Annotated in this window: 13 protein-coding genes and 1 tRNA gene; 2 read left to right on the forward strand and 12 right to left on the reverse strand. The window is 35.7% G+C overall.

Translation table 11 applies throughout. The features are described from left to right. Positions 1-73: 73 nt before the first annotated feature. The 7 genes from G7081_RS06260 to G7081_RS06295 form a co-directional block, all read right to left on the reverse strand. A complete protein-coding gene (locus tag G7081_RS06260; protein WP_166008095.1) occupies positions 74-1,306 on the reverse strand; it encodes a hypothetical protein in 1,233 nt (410 codons plus the stop codon). An 852-nt stretch (positions 1,307-2,158) separates the two neighbouring features. After that, the gene (eno, locus tag G7081_RS06270) at positions 2,159-3,457 is read right to left on the reverse strand and encodes a phosphopyruvate hydratase (protein WP_166008097.1); all 1,299 of its coding nucleotides are present in this window, start codon (positions 3,455-3,457) and stop codon (positions 2,159-2,161) included. Positions 3,458-3,585: 128 nt separating this feature from the next. Next, entirely contained in the window at positions 3,586-5,112 is a 1,527-nt protein-coding gene (gene gpmI / locus G7081_RS06275; protein ID WP_166008098.1) for a 2,3-bisphosphoglycerate-independent phosphoglycerate mutase, read from the reverse strand. 1 nt (position 5,113) lies between these two features. Then, complete coding sequence (tpiA, locus tag G7081_RS06280; protein ID WP_166008099.1) at positions 5,114-5,869, reverse strand: triose-phosphate isomerase; 756 nt, start codon at positions 5,867-5,869, stop codon at positions 5,114-5,116. Between the two features lie 52 nt (positions 5,870-5,921). Continuing rightward, complete coding sequence (locus G7081_RS06285) at positions 5,922-7,121, reverse strand: phosphoglycerate kinase (protein WP_166008100.1); 1,200 nt, start codon at positions 7,119-7,121, stop codon at positions 5,922-5,924. Between the two features lie 101 nt (positions 7,122-7,222). Continuing rightward, positions 7,223-8,227 (reverse strand): type I glyceraldehyde-3-phosphate dehydrogenase, encoded by a 1,005-nt coding sequence (gene gap / locus G7081_RS06290; protein WP_166008101.1) that lies wholly within the window; start codon positions 8,225-8,227, stop codon positions 7,223-7,225. Between the two features lie 40 nt (positions 8,228-8,267). Continuing rightward, positions 8,268-9,305, reverse strand: a complete 1,038-nt coding sequence (locus G7081_RS06295; RefSeq protein ID WP_166008102.1) for a sugar-binding transcriptional regulator — start codon at positions 9,303-9,305, stop codon at positions 8,268-8,270. 277 nt (positions 9,306-9,582) lie between these two features. Between G7081_RS06295 and G7081_RS06300 the strand changes: the two genes are divergently transcribed. Continuing rightward, positions 9,583-9,654: transfer RNA gene (locus tag G7081_RS06300), tRNA-Arg, on the forward strand. 38 nt (positions 9,655-9,692) lie between these two features. On the opposite strand, the gene G7081_RS06305 is transcribed toward G7081_RS06300, so the two are convergent. After that, positions 9,693-9,965: a hypothetical protein gene (locus tag G7081_RS06305; RefSeq protein ID WP_166008103.1), complete on the reverse strand. Its 273-nt coding sequence runs from the start codon at positions 9,963-9,965 to the stop codon at positions 9,693-9,695. Between the two features lie 78 nt (positions 9,966-10,043). After that, entirely contained in the window at positions 10,044-11,093 is a 1,050-nt protein-coding gene (locus G7081_RS06310; protein WP_166008104.1) for a hypothetical protein, read from the reverse strand. Between the two features lie 235 nt (positions 11,094-11,328). Here G7081_RS06310 and clpP point away from each other — a divergent pair, with 235 nt between their 5' ends. After that, positions 11,329-11,922 carry an ATP-dependent Clp endopeptidase proteolytic subunit ClpP gene (gene clpP / locus G7081_RS06315; protein WP_166008105.1) on the forward strand — a complete coding sequence of 198 codons (594 nt, stop codon included), beginning with the start codon at positions 11,329-11,331 and terminating at the stop codon, positions 11,920-11,922. A gap of 34 nt (positions 11,923-11,956) precedes the next feature. On the opposite strand, the gene whiA is transcribed toward clpP, so the two are convergent. From whiA to rapZ, 3 genes are read right to left on the reverse strand one after another with little or no spacing between them, the layout of a single operon-like run. Beyond that, positions 11,957-12,886 (reverse strand): DNA-binding protein WhiA, encoded by a 930-nt coding sequence (gene whiA / locus G7081_RS06320; RefSeq protein WP_166008106.1) that lies wholly within the window; start codon positions 12,884-12,886, stop codon positions 11,957-11,959. A 14-nt stretch (positions 12,887-12,900) separates the two neighbouring features. After that, positions 12,901-13,893 carry a gluconeogenesis factor YvcK family protein gene (locus G7081_RS06325; RefSeq protein WP_166008107.1) on the reverse strand — a complete coding sequence of 331 codons (993 nt, stop codon included), beginning with the start codon at positions 13,891-13,893 and terminating at the stop codon, positions 12,901-12,903. Further along, positions 13,890-14,774: an RNase adapter RapZ gene (gene rapZ, locus G7081_RS06330; protein WP_166008404.1), complete on the reverse strand. Its 885-nt coding sequence runs from the start codon at positions 14,772-14,774 to the stop codon at positions 13,890-13,892. The genes G7081_RS06325 and rapZ overlap by 4 nt, the downstream gene beginning before the upstream one ends. Positions 14,775-14,788: the final 14 nt, after the last annotated feature.

Raw genomic sequence — 14,788 nt, forward strand, 5'->3', positions numbered from 1 at the left:
TTGCATTTTATTTATTTGAAAAAATTAATTTAAATATTTCTCTATAAAATCAGAATTTTATTTGGTTTTAGTCTTATCTTTGATGCATTTGTTCCTCTCTTTGTAAACAAAACAAATTAAACTGTTCTCTATGTTCCTCATAACTATAACTTTGATATTCATTAAAATTGTCAAATCTTAAAAAATAATATAGTAAAGACATAAACACGCTAAAATTCCCCCAATAAAGACCTGTTTGCACAGTCCAGAAAATATCTTTTCTATCAGAAAATACGTTAGCTATTTTAATATATAAATCAAATTGTTCATTAGTTAAATTAAACCATTCTGTGTTTAAAATCCTTCTCTCAGCTAGTTTAGCTTTAGCATCAGAATTATCCCAATCTTCAAGATACTCATCATCTATAGCTTTTACAAATCTACCTACAAAATTACTAAAAATATCCGCTATTCTTACACCTGAACAATCTTTAGAATCTACACTTTTTACACTTTTAAAATTGAAAAACTGTTTTGCAACTGCTTCAGTTCTCTCTTCTCTATCTATAATTAAATTAACGGATTTAGTTTTTATTTTCTTTTCCTCAAGTAAAAAGACCAGCCCATTTAAAGAGTGACTGTAGTCCCACTCATATTTTTCTTTTGATTTTAAATTTAATAAACTATTTAACAAAACAGTCCTTATTTCTCGAATGGCCCTCTCTTCTTCTTCTTTTCGTTTTATTCCTGAAATATTATTCTCAACATCATCTAATAAATTCATAATACAATTATAAATATCAGATATTGTCGAATCTGAATCAAATAATACTGATATTAACTCTTCATTTCTATATTGATTTAAAAATTTACTTAATGAATATCTAAAAGCTTGCTCATCAGCTATTAAAGAAATTCTACTATTTGAAAAAATAAAATTGATTACATGCTCTAATTTATTCATTACTGAAATTTGAAAAATCCAATTACTATCAATCAAATCAAAAAAATTATTATAAATTTCTAGTGTTTTTTTATTAAAAGATGATACTCCGTTTTTAAAATTAGGTTTTTTTATTGTTGTCCCCTTAAATTCAGCAGAATTATCAATATCTAGTATTTCTTTTGCTTGATTTTCAAATTCATTAAAAAGCCTAATATATTTTTCATGTTGATGCTCTAAAAAAATAATTTTAGCAGTGAAAAAATTATCTCCATTCTCTTTTTGTTCAATATTCATTTGTCCTTTTTCTTTAGATTCAGTTATTTTTCTATCATGAAATGCTTCATCATAAAAACAAATATAAAATTTTTTCTTTTTTGCCACTTTAATTTCTCTCCTTTTTCATCTCTTCATCTCTTATCCTATAAATCGTATTCCTAGCAACATCAAGCTCTCTAGAAATCTTAGTTATAGGTACATCCTTCTCCAACACCTCAACTCTTATCATGGTAATCGTCCTATTTCTAGATTGTATATGATAAATACGTATATTGAACAACTTAAAACCATTATATAGCAATAATCACACTATGTATTTTTGCTGAATTAAACAAGTAAAGAATAATAGAAACTCCCCTCTCTTTTCTTCCATTTCCAAAAAGTTTAATATAAGTATCAAACATGTTCTCATTTTTAAGTTCTCTAACTTCTTGAACACGAAAACCACAACAAGCAAATATCTCAATAATTACTTTGTTGCGCTGAGAGATGAAATCTTCATTCTTTCCGTAGTAATTAATCATACTAAATGCTTTACTATCATTAAATGTATTCAGTAGAGCACTTTCTTTTTTTTAGATATGAAAAATCTTTAACAATATTCTTCTTAATATACTCCTCCATTACCATATAATTGAATAACAATCTGAGAGTTTTAATCATCTGATTGATGTGATTAACCTTTTTCATTTCATGTAAATCCAAAACAAACTTTTCAACATAAACTTTCTTAATTTTTTGTACCATCAAACTCTGTCCTCCGTGTAATTAACAAAAAATGAAATTTGATATTCATACGTTTAAATTATACGTTATGATGAGTTTCTAATACAACAATCCAATAAAAATTCATCTGAATTTTTTAAAGTAACACAAAAAAGACCCTTCAAAAGAAGAGTCTTAATTACGTCCGTACAGTTTTAATTCCTATTAGAATAAGCTTTATTAAAACTAAGATTATTTATTTTTTAAGTTATAGAATGAATCTAAACCTTTGTATTGAGCAGTATCACCTAATTGATCTTCGATTCTTAATAATTGGTTGTATTTAGCAATACGGTCAGTACGGCTTAATGAACCAGTTTTGATTTGACCAGCATTTGTCGCAACAGCGATGTCAGCGATAGTCGCATCTTCAGTTTCACCAGAACGGTGAGAAACTACTGCAGTGTAGCCAGCTTGTTTAGCCATTTCAATAGCTTCGAAAGTTTCTGTTAATGTACCGATTTGGTTAACTTTGATTAGGATTGAGTTAGCGATACCTTTTTCGATACCTTCAGCTAATTTATCAGTGTTTGTTACGAATAAATCGTCACCAACTAATTGAACTTTGTCGCCTAATACTTCAGTTAATTTTTTGAATCCATCCCAGTCATTTTCATCTAATCCATCTTCGATTGAGATCAATGGATATTTTTCGCATAAGTCAGCGTATAATTGAACCATTTCTTCAGTTGTTTTTTCGCCTTCGCCTGAATCAGCTAAAACGTAAACACCTTTATCTTTATCGTAGAATTCTGATGAAGCTGCATCCATTGCTAATACTACGTCAGTTCCCGGTTTGTAACCAGCAGCTTCGATAGCTTCCATAATAACTTCGAATCCTTCTTCGTTTGAACCTAAGTTAGGAGCAAAACCACCTTCGTCACCTACTGCTGTAGATAAACCTTTACCTTTAAGGATTTTAGCTAACGCGTGGAATACTTCAGCACCCATACGTAAAGCTTCTTTAAATGTAGGAGCTCCTACTGGCATGATCATGAACTCTTGGAAATCGATACTGTTATCAGCATGTGAACCACCATTGATGATGTTCATCATTGGAGTTGGTAATACTTTAGTATTGAATCCGCCTAAGTAGTGGTATAAAGGAGTTTCTGAGTAGTCTGCAGCAGCACGAGCAACGGCAATAGAAACACCTAAAATAGCGTTAGCACCTAATTTAGCTTTGTTTGGAGTACCATCTAATTCGATCATTAATTTATCGATATCCATTTGGTCTCTTACATCAAATCCAACGATTGCTTCAGCAATAATTGTATTAACATTTTCAACGGCTTGAGAAACACCTTTACCTAAGTAACGAGATTTGTCGCCATCACGTAATTCAACGGCTTCGTATTCTCCAGTTGAGGCACCTGAAGGAACCATTCCGCGACCGAAAGCTCCGCTTTCAGTATAAACTTCTACTTCGATTGTTGGGTTACCACGTGAGTCTAAGACTTCGCGTGCGTATACGTCTGTAATAATTGACATGTTTGTGTCTCTCCTTTTGGGTTTTGATTTTATTTCTAAGTTAAACGAAATGTTCAACATAGTTTACTCTCTTATCATAAGCTTTTTTTGTTAAGTTTTCAATTTATCCACTGCTTATCTCAGATAAATTACTTAATCAGTGATTGCCCTGTCATTTCAGCAGGTTTTTCAACACCTAGTAAGTCTAACATTGTTGGTGCTACGTCAGCTAAACGTCCATCTGTACGTAACTCAACGCCTTTTTTAGTTACAATCACAGGGACTGGCACCGTTGTGTGGGCAGTATGTGGTTTACCTTCAGGTGTCATCATTGTTTCAGAATTTCCGTGGTCGGCGAAGATAATCGCATAACCATCTTTAGCTAAAATACCATCAACTACTCGACCTAAGTTTTCATCAACTGCTTCAATCGCTTTGATCGTTGGCTCTAGCATACCAGAGTGTCCAACCATATCAGGGTTAGCGAAGTTTAAGATGATGGCATCAAACTTGTCTGCTGCGATGTCTGCTACTAGTGAATCAGTCACTTCGTAAGCGCTCATTTCAGGTTTCAAGTCATATGTTTCAACTTTTGGTGAGTTAATTAGTGTACGGCTTTCACCTTCAAATTCCTCATTACGTCCACCATTCATAAAGAACGTCACGTGTGGGTATTTTTCAGTTTCGGCAATACGTAATTGTTTTAAGTTATTGTTAGCTAAGACTTCACCGATGACATTTTTCATTTCCATTGGCGGGAAAGCAACATCAGCAACAATACTTGGGTTATAAAGTGTCATTGTCACAAATTGCACATTTTGTGGATGAGCTTTGCGGTCAAAGTTAGACCACTCACTATCTGTAAAGGCATTTGATAATTGGATGGCACGGTCAGGACGGAAGTTAAAGAAGATAACAGCATCGTTATCAGTTACTGTCGCAACAGGTTTACCATCTTTTTCAATGACTGTTGGTAACATGAACTCATCGTTAATCCCATCAGCATAAGATGCTTCAATGGCATGAACTGGATCAGTTGCTTTAACACCTTCGCCTAAAGCTAAAGCGTTATAAGCTTTTTCAACACGTTCCCAACGTGTATCACGGTCCATCGCATAGAAACGACCAGATACTGTTGCAATTTGACCATAGTTTAACTCTTCAAGTTTAGCCACTAATTCTTTCATGAAATCAACACCAGAAGTTGGTGCCACATCACGACCATCTAAGAAGGCATGGATATAAGTCTCTTTAACCCCTTTAGCTTTAGCTGTTTCAAGTAAAGCGTATAAGTGGTTTTGATGACTGTGTACCCCACCATTCGATAGTAAGCCGAATAAGTGTAAAGCTGAATCGTTTTTAATAGCGTGATCCATTGCTTTTAATAAAGCTTCATTAGTTTGGAATTCTCCATCTTCAATGGCTTTATCAATTCTTGTTAGACTTTGGTAAACAATTCGGCCAGCACCAATGTTACTGTGCCCGACTTCTGAGTTACCCATTTGTCCTTCAGGAAGACCGACATCAAGTCCCGCAGCTTTTAAAGAAGCTGTCGGGAATTCTTTCATGTAACGGTCAAAATTTGGTTTATGAGCTTGCGCAACAGCGTTACCCACTGTTTCATTACGTAAGCCAAAACCATCTAAAATAATAATGGCTACTGGTGCTTTACTCATACTATTTCACTGCCTCCAATAAAGCTAAGAATGAGTTAGCTTCTAAAGCTGCCCCACCAACTAATGCTCCATCGATGTTTTCTTGAGCCATGTATTCTTTGATGTTTTCAGGTTTAACGCTACCGCCGTATTGAATACGAACTTTGTTGGCAACATCTGCACCGAATTTATCAGCAATTGTTTTACGAACGACGAAACATGTTTCATCTGCATCAGTAGCTGATGAAGATTTACCAGTTCCGATTGCCCAGATTGGTTCATAAGCAACAACTAAGTTAGCTACTTGCTCATTTGTTAAACCATCTAAGGCATTTTCAACTTGACCTTTAATCCAAGTTGCTGTTTCGCCAGCTTCACGTTGTTCTAAGGTTTCACCACAACAAACGATTGGTGTCATACCATTAGCAATGATTGCTTTAGCTTTTTTGTTAATGTCTTCATCTGTTTCGTGGAAATACTCACGACGCTCTGAATGTCCAATAATCACATATTGAACACCTAAATCAGCAATAGCTTCAGGTGAATTCTCACCAGTGAAAGCACCCGCATTTTCAAAGTAACAGTTTTGAGCTGAGATTTTTAACTCAGTTCCTTTAGCTGCTTCAGCTAAGCTTTGTAAGAATAGTGCAGGAGAACCTACAACTGAATCCACTGCAGAGTTTGCAGGGATATTATTTTTCACAGCCTCAACGAAAGTCATAGCTTCTTGAGCTGTTTTGTTCATTTTCCAGTTACCAGCGATAATTGGTTTACGCATAATCAAACACTCCTTTTTTGTATGAAAATTATGATTTAAATTAAACTTGTCATTATTTTTCAGTTAATGCAGTTAAGCCTGGTAGTTCTTTACCTTCTAATAATTCTAGAGAAGCTCCACCACCAGTTGAGATCCATGAGAATTTATCAGCACGGCCTAAGTTGATTGCAGCGGCTGCTGAATCTCCTCCACCGATGATAGATGTTGCGCCTTCTTGAGCGGCAATAGCATCCATAACTGAAATTGTTCCTTTAGCAAAATCTTCGTTTTCGAATACGCCCATAGGACCATTCCAAACGACCGTTTTAGCACCTTCGATTGTTTTTTCAAACAACTCGATTGATTTAGGACCAATATCTAAGCCTAAGAATCCTTTATCGACTGCTTCACCTTCTGTTGCTTTCATTTCAGTGTAGCCAGCAAATGCATTGGCTTCGATTGAATCAACTGGTAAGACTAATTTGTCCCCAGCTTTTTCAATTAATGATTTAGCTAATTCAACTTTATCTAATTCAACTAGTGAGTCACCAATTTCGATACCTTTAGCAGCGAAGAATGTATAAGTCATTCCTCCACCAACGATAACTTTATCAGCTTTTTCGATTAAGTTTTCAATTACACCAATTTTATCAGATACTTTTGAACCACCTAAGATCGCTACGAATGGACGAACTGGTGCTTCAACAGCTTCTTTAATAAATTTGATTTCATTTTCCATTAGGAAACCTGCTGCTGCTTGAGAAACGTTTGATGAAATACCAACGTTTGAAGCGTGTGCACGGTGGGCAGTACCAAAAGCGTCATTGACGAAGATATCATCGCCAAGAGATGCCCAGTATTTACCTAAGTCAGCATCATTTTTAGATTCTTTTTTACCATCAACATCTTCAAAACGTGTGTTTTCTACTAATAGAACGCCACCTTCTGGTAAGTTGTTGATCGCTGTTTCCAAAGCTTCCCCACGAGTAACGCCTGGTACGAAAACAACTTCTTTACCTAATTTATCAGATAATGCTTTCGCAACTGGTGCAAGTGATTTACCTTCTTTATCAGCTTCTTCTTTCACACGACCTAAGTGTGAGAATAAAATAGCTTTCCCACCTTCAGTGATAATGTGTTCAATTGTCGGTAAAGCAGCAGTGATACGGTTATCGTTAGTAATCACGCCATCTTTCAAAGGTACGTTGAAGTCAACACGGACTAAAACTTTTTTACCTTTTAAGGCTAAATCTTTTACTGTTAATTTTGCCATTGGTATTTCCTCCTCATATCTATCCTTGAAATAAAAAAACGAGGAAGCGCGATGCTCCCCCGCTTTAAGTTATAAATTAATTATCACTCAAAGAGTTAAAATTAACCTAATTTAGCAAAGTATTCTAAAGTACGAACTAATTGTGCAGTGTATGACATTTCGTTATCATACCAAGCAACAGTTTTAACTAATTGTTGATCACCAACAGTCATTACTTTAGTTTGTGTTTCGTCGAATAATGAACCGTAAGTCATACCTACGATATCAGAAGAAACGATTGGGTCAGCTGTGTAACCATAAGATTCGTTAGCTGCTGCTTTCATAGCTGCATTAACTTCATCAACTGTTACTTTTTTGTCTAAGATAGTTACTAATTCAGTTAATGAACCAGTTGCTACAGGAACACGTTGAGCTGCTCCGTCTAATTTACCGTTTAATTCTGGAATTACTAAACCGATTGCTTTAGCAGCACCAGTTGTGTTTGGAATGATATTTTCAGCTGCTGCACGGGCACGACGTAAGTCTCCGCCTTTGTGAGGAGCATCTAAAGTATTTTGGTCACCTGTGTAAGCGTGGATAGTTGTCATTAATCCTTCAACAACACCAAATTCTTTGTTTAAAACGTCAGCCATAGGAGCTAAACAGTTAGTTGTACATGAAGCACCAGAGATAACTGTTTCAGAACCTGTTAAGATATTGTGGTTAGTATTGAATACTACTGTAGGTACGTCATTTCCACCAGGAGCAGAGATAACTACACGTTTAGCTCCACCTTGTAAGTGAGCTTCAGCTTTTTCTTTAGAAGTAAAGAAACCAGTACATTCTAATACGATTTCAACACCTAGGTCTCCCCAAGGTAATTCAGCTGGGTTAGCGTTTGCTAAAGTTTTAACTTCTTTACCATTAACTAAGAAGTGATCTTCTTTAACTTCAACTTCACCGTTGAAACGGCCTTGAGTTGTATCATATTTTAATAAGTGAGCTAATTGGTTAGCGTCTGTTAAGTCGTTGATTGCTACTACTTCGATACCTTCTACTTCTTGGATACGACGGAATGCTAAGCGTCCGATACGTCCAAATCCATTAATCCCTACTTTTACTGTCATGTGAGATTTCCTCCTTATGAAAATCAATATTTTTTATATTTTAAAGGGTTACCCCTTTTAAAATCGCATTTGCGGCACTTTCATCAGTAATTAAGACTGTTTGTTGTGGGGCATTTTTCATGTAAGCTTCAATTGCTTCCGCTTTTGATGCACCACCTGCAACAGCTAAAATAACCGGAATTTTTTCCAAGTCCTTCAACTGCAAGCCGATCCTCGGAATCTTGTAGACTACTTCTCCTTCTTTATCGAAGAAATAACCAAATGATTCAGAAACAGCTCCCTTGTCTTTCAACATTACTAATTCGTCTTGCGACATGCCTCTTCTTTCGGCCATTCTCATAGCTTGACCAATACTATGAATCACACATGTTGATTCATCGATTAACCCAATCACTTCCTGAACAAATGGTTCTTGCAGTAGCGACTGATAGGTTTCGTGACTCACTCTTTCTGGTACGTATAGTGGTCTAGATGTACCGCCAGTTTTAGCAGCCATTGTTGCACTAACAGAGTTTGCTTGAATCCCCATTGTCTCGCCAATTCCACCTCGTGCTGGCACGAAAATGTTGTGACTGACTTTTTGATCAAGGGCAACCATATTTTCTGCTACAGCAGCCATCGTTGTCCCACCCATAACGGCAATGACACTTTCTTTAGCTGGTAACAATTTTTGAAGCGCTTCGGAAACTGTTAAACCAAAACTAGCTAACACTTTCTTTTCTTCATCACTATTACCAGACACAATAATGCATTTATCAACATTAAAATATTCAGCTAAGCGATGCTCGTTTTGCTTCATCCCTGTGTATTGACCCATTAATGATTCTAAACCGGTTAAGACTTTCTTGCCTTCTGGCGTGATTGTCATGCCACTTTTAGAAATCTCGATCAACTGTAATTGTTTTAACATTTCTGTCTCTGTTCTTAAGACACGTTCTGTTAAACCTATTTTTAAAGCTAAAGTTCGTCTGCCTACTGGAGCCATCCAATCGATATTTTGAAGAACAATGAAACGCTCTTGAACAACTTGCATCATATCAGGCGCTATTGTATTCAGAATCTCTAGTTGGTTTTCCATCAGCAACTCCTAACTGGGACTTTAATTGTCCCGGTGTGTCGTTTTACGACCCATAGACTGTAAAAAAAGGGGATCCAAAAACTAGCCCATGCTATTTTCTTCTCCTTCACTTACAAGATAATAGTACCACCTATCAAAATGGCATGCAAGGAAAAGGCTACATTTTTATTAAAAAACATTGTGATTTATTTATTCTATTCACAGAATATTGGCGATTATATTTTGATTATTAACTTGCTATTTATCATTATCTTAGCTAAACTATTTCTTGTACTACGTCTCCTTAGTGTAGTGGATATCACACAAGATTCCGGTTCTTGAGACAGGGGTTCGATTCCCTTAGGAGGCATCAAAAAAAGCAGACACCTAGGTGTCTGCTTTTTCTTTTTACATAAATGGTAAATCAGATAGTTCCACGCCTTCACGTAACAAATCGTTTCTTAATTTATCTAGTAACTCTTTTTCTAGTTTTGGTGGTAACCCTTCAGTAAAATCGGCTTTCCCGTCTGTTGAGGCATCGTAATCACAATCATACTCAGAACCCGTCCATTCTAAATCACAAGTAATCCAAGCTTCTCCTTGCTCAATTTGATTAGGTGCTAATTCTAATTTATAAGGCAAACTATATTTAAACTCATAGTACTCTTCTTTTTTCGCCATGATTTCCACCCCCTCTATCTATAGAATATCTCGGATTACAACTTAATACAAATAAAAAAAAAGCCAATGGCTTCTTTTTTATTTTTCTTCAATTGTTTCTGTTGCTGTTAAGAAGAAACGATAAGTATTAACGACTTCGTTTAAAGCTTCTTGTTCAGCTTTGGTTAAGTCCCGTTCCATTGAACCTTCTTTACCCTCATAATGAATCTTCACTTTTTTAGACGTTGTCATATCTATTAACATATCTAATTTTTTTGAGTTTGGTGAAAATTCAATCCACTCCCAAACTTTCTGTTCTTCCTCTTCAGTTTCTTCTGTGTCTTCGCCGTTCATTTCAACATCGATAGGATTACCATCTTCATCAATATCTTCAGGTTGAAGCGGTTGTTGAGGTAAGTCACGATCAACATTGACATCATAAGCATCCATTAAGTACTCTTCTTTGTCAGTAATAATTTTAAATTTCTTCAAATCTAATTGTTCATCACCTACATATGAATAGCGAATCCATAAGTTCATATGCATCAAATCCAAATCCTCAGTTGTAGTTGTAATAAGATATGGGAATATCTGGTTTTTCTTAGTTTTGTTTTCTAATGTTTTGCTATAGTAATAATAATTAGTTCCCGAAGGCTCTTTTTTCAATGAACTCAAACTCTTCGGAAGTTGCTCTTGGGCTTTTTCTTTTAATATCGCAGGGTCTATTTCTTTTTCAGCCTCTTTTTCTTTAGTTTTCTTAGCTTCCGCTTCGGCTTTTTCAGCAGCTAATTTCTCAGCTTCCGCTTTCAACTTATCAGCTTCTTTATCTTTAATGACAGATGTCCCTGTGGCAACTTTACTTTCAGCTAAGCCAATTAATCGCGATAAATCACCAGTCATCATTAACAATACTAATGAAAGTAGGACTAACATATTACTTGGCATTTTAGATCTACTAGTAAAGACGCCTCCAAATAACGAGGGATTAACAGCATTTAATACTCCGACAAGAGAAACTAACGCCATTAAAACAGGAACAGTTTGTTTCACCCAGCTCCCTTGACCTAAATGTTTAATACTGATAAATAAAACGACAGCAAAAAACACAAAATATAACACTCTTCTAATTGATTCACTCAAAAATTTCATTGTTCGCTCCTTGACCCGACTGGTTTTATTTCTTTAAATTTATTTTAACACAATGGTGACATTTTGGTTAATTATATTACACCTTTTATATAAATATACGTTATTTATTCAAAATGTTCAAAAAATAACTCTTAAAAAAATAAAGAGTCTTATTATAATTTGTATCATTGGTTTTATAATGCTGTTTTATGTTAGAATATAGCTATCGATTAAGAATTAATAGGAGGAACCATTTATGAATTTAATCCCAACAGTCATTGAACAATCATCTCGTGGTGAACGTTCTTATGACATTTACTCACGTTTACTTAAAGATCGCATTATTATGCTAAGCGGTCCAATTGATGATAATGTTGCAAACTCTGTTATCGCTCAATTACTTTTCTTAGATGCTCAAGATGCTGAAAAAGATATCTACATTTATATCAACTCTCCTGGAGGCAGTGTTTCTGCTGGATTAGCTATCTACGATACAATGAACTTCATTAAAGCTGACGTTCAAACTATTGTACTTGGTATGGCTGCATCAATGGGTAGTTTCTTATTAACAGCAGGTACCAAAGGCAAACGTTATGCTCTACCTAACGCTGAAATTATGATTCACCAACCACTTGGGGGCGCGCAAGGTCAAGCGACTGAAATCGAAATCGCTGCTCGTCACATTTTAAATACTCGCGATCGCTTAAACAAAATCTTAGCAGAACGTACAGGTCAACCGCTTGAACGCATTGCACAAGATACTGAACGTGATAACTTTATGACACCTGAGCAAGCTAAGGAATATGGCTTGATTGATGAAATCATGGTTAACAGCTCTAAAATCAAATAATAAAAAGACAGCTAATTGTATTAGCTGTCTTTTTTTATACTTTTTGCAATTTTTCTGCATATTCATTAATTTTTCGAATGCGATGATTGATTCCTGATTTTGAAATAGCACCTGATGGGACCATTTCAGCTAACTCTTTCAAACTAACATCAGGATGCTCCACTCTCAGTTCTGCAATCTCTTTTAATTTTTCTGGCAACTGATCTAAACCAACTGTCCGTTCAATAAATTCAATGGTTTCAATTTGCTTAGCCGCCGCGCTAATCGTTTTGCTTAGATTAGCAGTCTCGCAGTTTACCATCCGGTTGACCGAGTTTCTCATATCACGGACAATTCTAACATCTTCAAACTTCAACATGTTAGATGTCGCACCGATTAGTGTTAAGAAGTCAGAAATATCTTCTGCACCTTTCAGATAAGAAATGTAACCATTACGTCGCTCCAATGTGCGAGCATTCATGCCATAATAATTCATCATTTCAGTCACATCTTTACTATGCTGTTCCGATAATGAATAAATCTCTAAGTGGTAGCGACTCGTTTCCGGATTATTAACCGAACCTGCCGCTAAAAACGCTCCTCTTAAATAAGATTTCATTTTTTGAGAATTTCCCATAATCGTATTCGAAACTTGATCAGTAAACATTGAATTTTCAACAATATCTAAATCCGTTAAAATAGTCTGCGTATCTTGTTTCAAGCGAACAATATATATATTGTTCTTTTTTAATTTCATCTTCTTACGAACTAGCAACTCACTTTGCACATCATAGTGATCTTTCAGCAGAGTATAAATTCGTCTAGCCGTTGCAGCGTTCTCCGTTTGAACGTTTAACACAAAATGGCGATTGGCAAGCGATAATGCGCCATTCATTCGAATTAAAGCTGCTAACTCGGCTTTAGCATGTTCGCGATGAACTTCTAGCGTTGTTAATTCTTTTTTGACATCTGATGCAAAAGACATTGCCAATCTCCTTTCTAACTTCTTTTAACTTTTAATAATTTAAAAATTTCATCCACGACTTTTTCACCATCATGATAAACCCCACCATCACGTAATTGAATTAAGTCAGTTGAGATGATACTACAACCTTCCTCTTCAAGACCGACTTGATCATGAGTGACTTGGTCTAATTTATCAGCGTCATCACTAGCATTTAAATACTCTGATGGAACTTCTTGATCATTAACTATCACCGTATTAACAAACTCTTGTCCTAAGTGATTATGAATCACTTGAATGTGTTCGGCATCAGAGAAATGTTCGGTTTCTCCTTTTTGGGTCATAATATTGCAGACATAGATGACTTCAGCTGCTGTACGACAAATCGCTTCACCAATTTCACCAATCATTAAATTGGGCAAGATACTTGTGTACAAACTACCAGGGCCAAGAATGACCATATCAGCCTCTTCAATCGCATTAACGACTTTACGAGAAGCTTTTGGTAACTCATTATTTTCAGAATTCGTAACGAAAACATGATCAATTGGTTTCCGAGCTTTGGCAATCTTAGACTCACCTGATAGCAATGTGCCATCTTTAAACTTAGCATGTAACGTCAAAGGTTCTTCTGATACGGGATAGACATGCCCCTCTACGTGCATGATTTTAGATAAAATTTGAATGGCTTCATAAGTACTACCACGCATTTCTGATAAGGCAGCAATGATTAAGTTCCCAACTGAATGATCCGCTAAAAATTCATCTTCTTTTTTAAAGCGGTATTGAAATAAATCTTCATAAAGTTTAGGCATATCTGATAAAGAAACTAAAACATTGCGTAAATCGCCTGGCGGCGCAACTTTAATCATTTCACGTAATGAACCGCTACTTCCACCATCATCTGCAACCGTCACAATTGCTGTAATATCAGCACTCTCATTACGCAATGCTTTTAAAATGACTGGCAAGCCAGTTCCACCACCAATGATAACGATCTTCGGTTTTTCTATACGATAAGTTTTCATGAACGATTCACCGATTCCTTACGTTTTCCACGGTCACGATGTGTTATGTTTACTGGATAGTTTTCAGCTAACGCTTTACCAACACGTTCTGTTAAAGCAACTGAACGGTGTTGACCACCCGTACAACCAATAGCAACTGTTAAACTTGTTTTACCTTCTTTTTTATAGCCAGGTAAAATAGTTGATATCAAATCATAGAACTTTGTATAAAATTCTTCTGTTTCAGGGAATGACATGACATAATCATAGACTTCTTGATCAACACCAGTCATCGGACGTAAATGGTCAATATAATGTGGATTTGGTAAGAAACGCACATCCATCACGATATCCGCATCGATGGGTAAACCATATTTAAAACCAAATGAGACCATTTCAACTCGGAACATTTTAGTTTCGTTCGATTTAAATTCTTTAATTAACATCTCGCGAAGTTGACGTGGACTTAGCTCTGTTGTGTCGATGACTAACTGCGCATCACCTTTAATTTCTTCTAACATGCCACGTTCTTTACGAATTCCTTCTGTTACTAGACCATCCATAGCAAGCGGATGTGTACGGCGGGTTTCTTTATAACGAGATACTAATTCTTCATCCGTCGAGTCTAGGAAAATAACGCTTGTTTCAACCATTTGCGTATTTTCAATTTCAACTAACATATCTTGAATTTCTTTAAAGAAGGCACGTGAACGTAAATCAATAACCAACGCAATTTTTGTCACTTTACCTGATTCTTTAATTAACTCCCAAAACTTTGGAATTAAACGCGGTGGTAAATTATCGATACAGAAAAAACCCATATCCTCAAAACTTTGCATGGCAACAGTTTTACCTGCTCCACTCATTCCTGTAATAATGACTAACTGTAAGCTATCAACCATTTTCATACCCCTCT

The sequence above is a fragment of the Vagococcus coleopterorum genome, from assembly GCF_011303955.1.
In the GTDB taxonomy this organism is placed as follows: Bacteria; Bacillota; Bacilli; order Lactobacillales; family Vagococcaceae; genus Vagococcus_D; species Vagococcus_D coleopterorum.

Bases quoted from the DNA above. Each gene is read 5' to 3' on its own strand.
- eno (WP_166008097.1), bottom strand. From the start codon at position 3,457: ATGTCAATTATTACAGACGTATACGCACGCGAAGTCTTAGACTCACGT.
- gpmI (WP_166008098.1), bottom strand. From the start codon at position 5,112: ATGAGTAAAGCACCAGTAGCCATTATTATTTTAGATGGTTTTGGCTTA.
- tpiA (WP_166008099.1), bottom strand. From the start codon at position 5,869: ATGCGTAAACCAATTATCGCTGGTAACTGGAAAATGAACAAAACAGCT.
- G7081_RS06285 (WP_166008100.1), bottom strand. From the start codon at position 7,121: ATGGCAAAATTAACAGTAAAAGATTTAGCCTTAAAAGGTAAAAAAGTT.
- gap (WP_166008101.1), bottom strand. From the start codon at position 8,227: ATGACAGTAAAAGTAGGGATTAATGGATTTGGACGTATCGGACGCTTA.
- G7081_RS06295 (WP_166008102.1), bottom strand. From the start codon at position 9,305: ATGGAAAACCAACTAGAGATTCTGAATACAATAGCGCCTGATATGATG.
- G7081_RS06305 (WP_166008103.1), bottom strand. From the start codon at position 9,965: ATGGCGAAAAAAGAAGAGTACTATGAGTTTAAATATAGTTTGCCTTAT.
- G7081_RS06310 (WP_166008104.1), bottom strand. From the start codon at position 11,093: ATGAAATTTTTGAGTGAATCAATTAGAAGAGTGTTATATTTTGTGTTT.
- clpP (WP_166008105.1), top strand. From the start codon at position 11,329: ATGAATTTAATCCCAACAGTCATTGAACAATCATCTCGTGGTGAACGT.
- whiA (WP_166008106.1), bottom strand. From the start codon at position 12,886: ATGTCTTTTGCATCAGATGTCAAAAAAGAATTAACAACGCTAGAAGTT.
- G7081_RS06325 (WP_166008107.1), bottom strand. From the start codon at position 13,893: ATGAAAACTTATCGTATAGAAAAACCGAAGATCGTTATCATTGGTGGT.
- rapZ (WP_166008404.1), bottom strand. From the start codon at position 14,774: ATGGTTGATAGCTTACAGTTAGTCATTATTACAGGAATGAGTGGAGCA.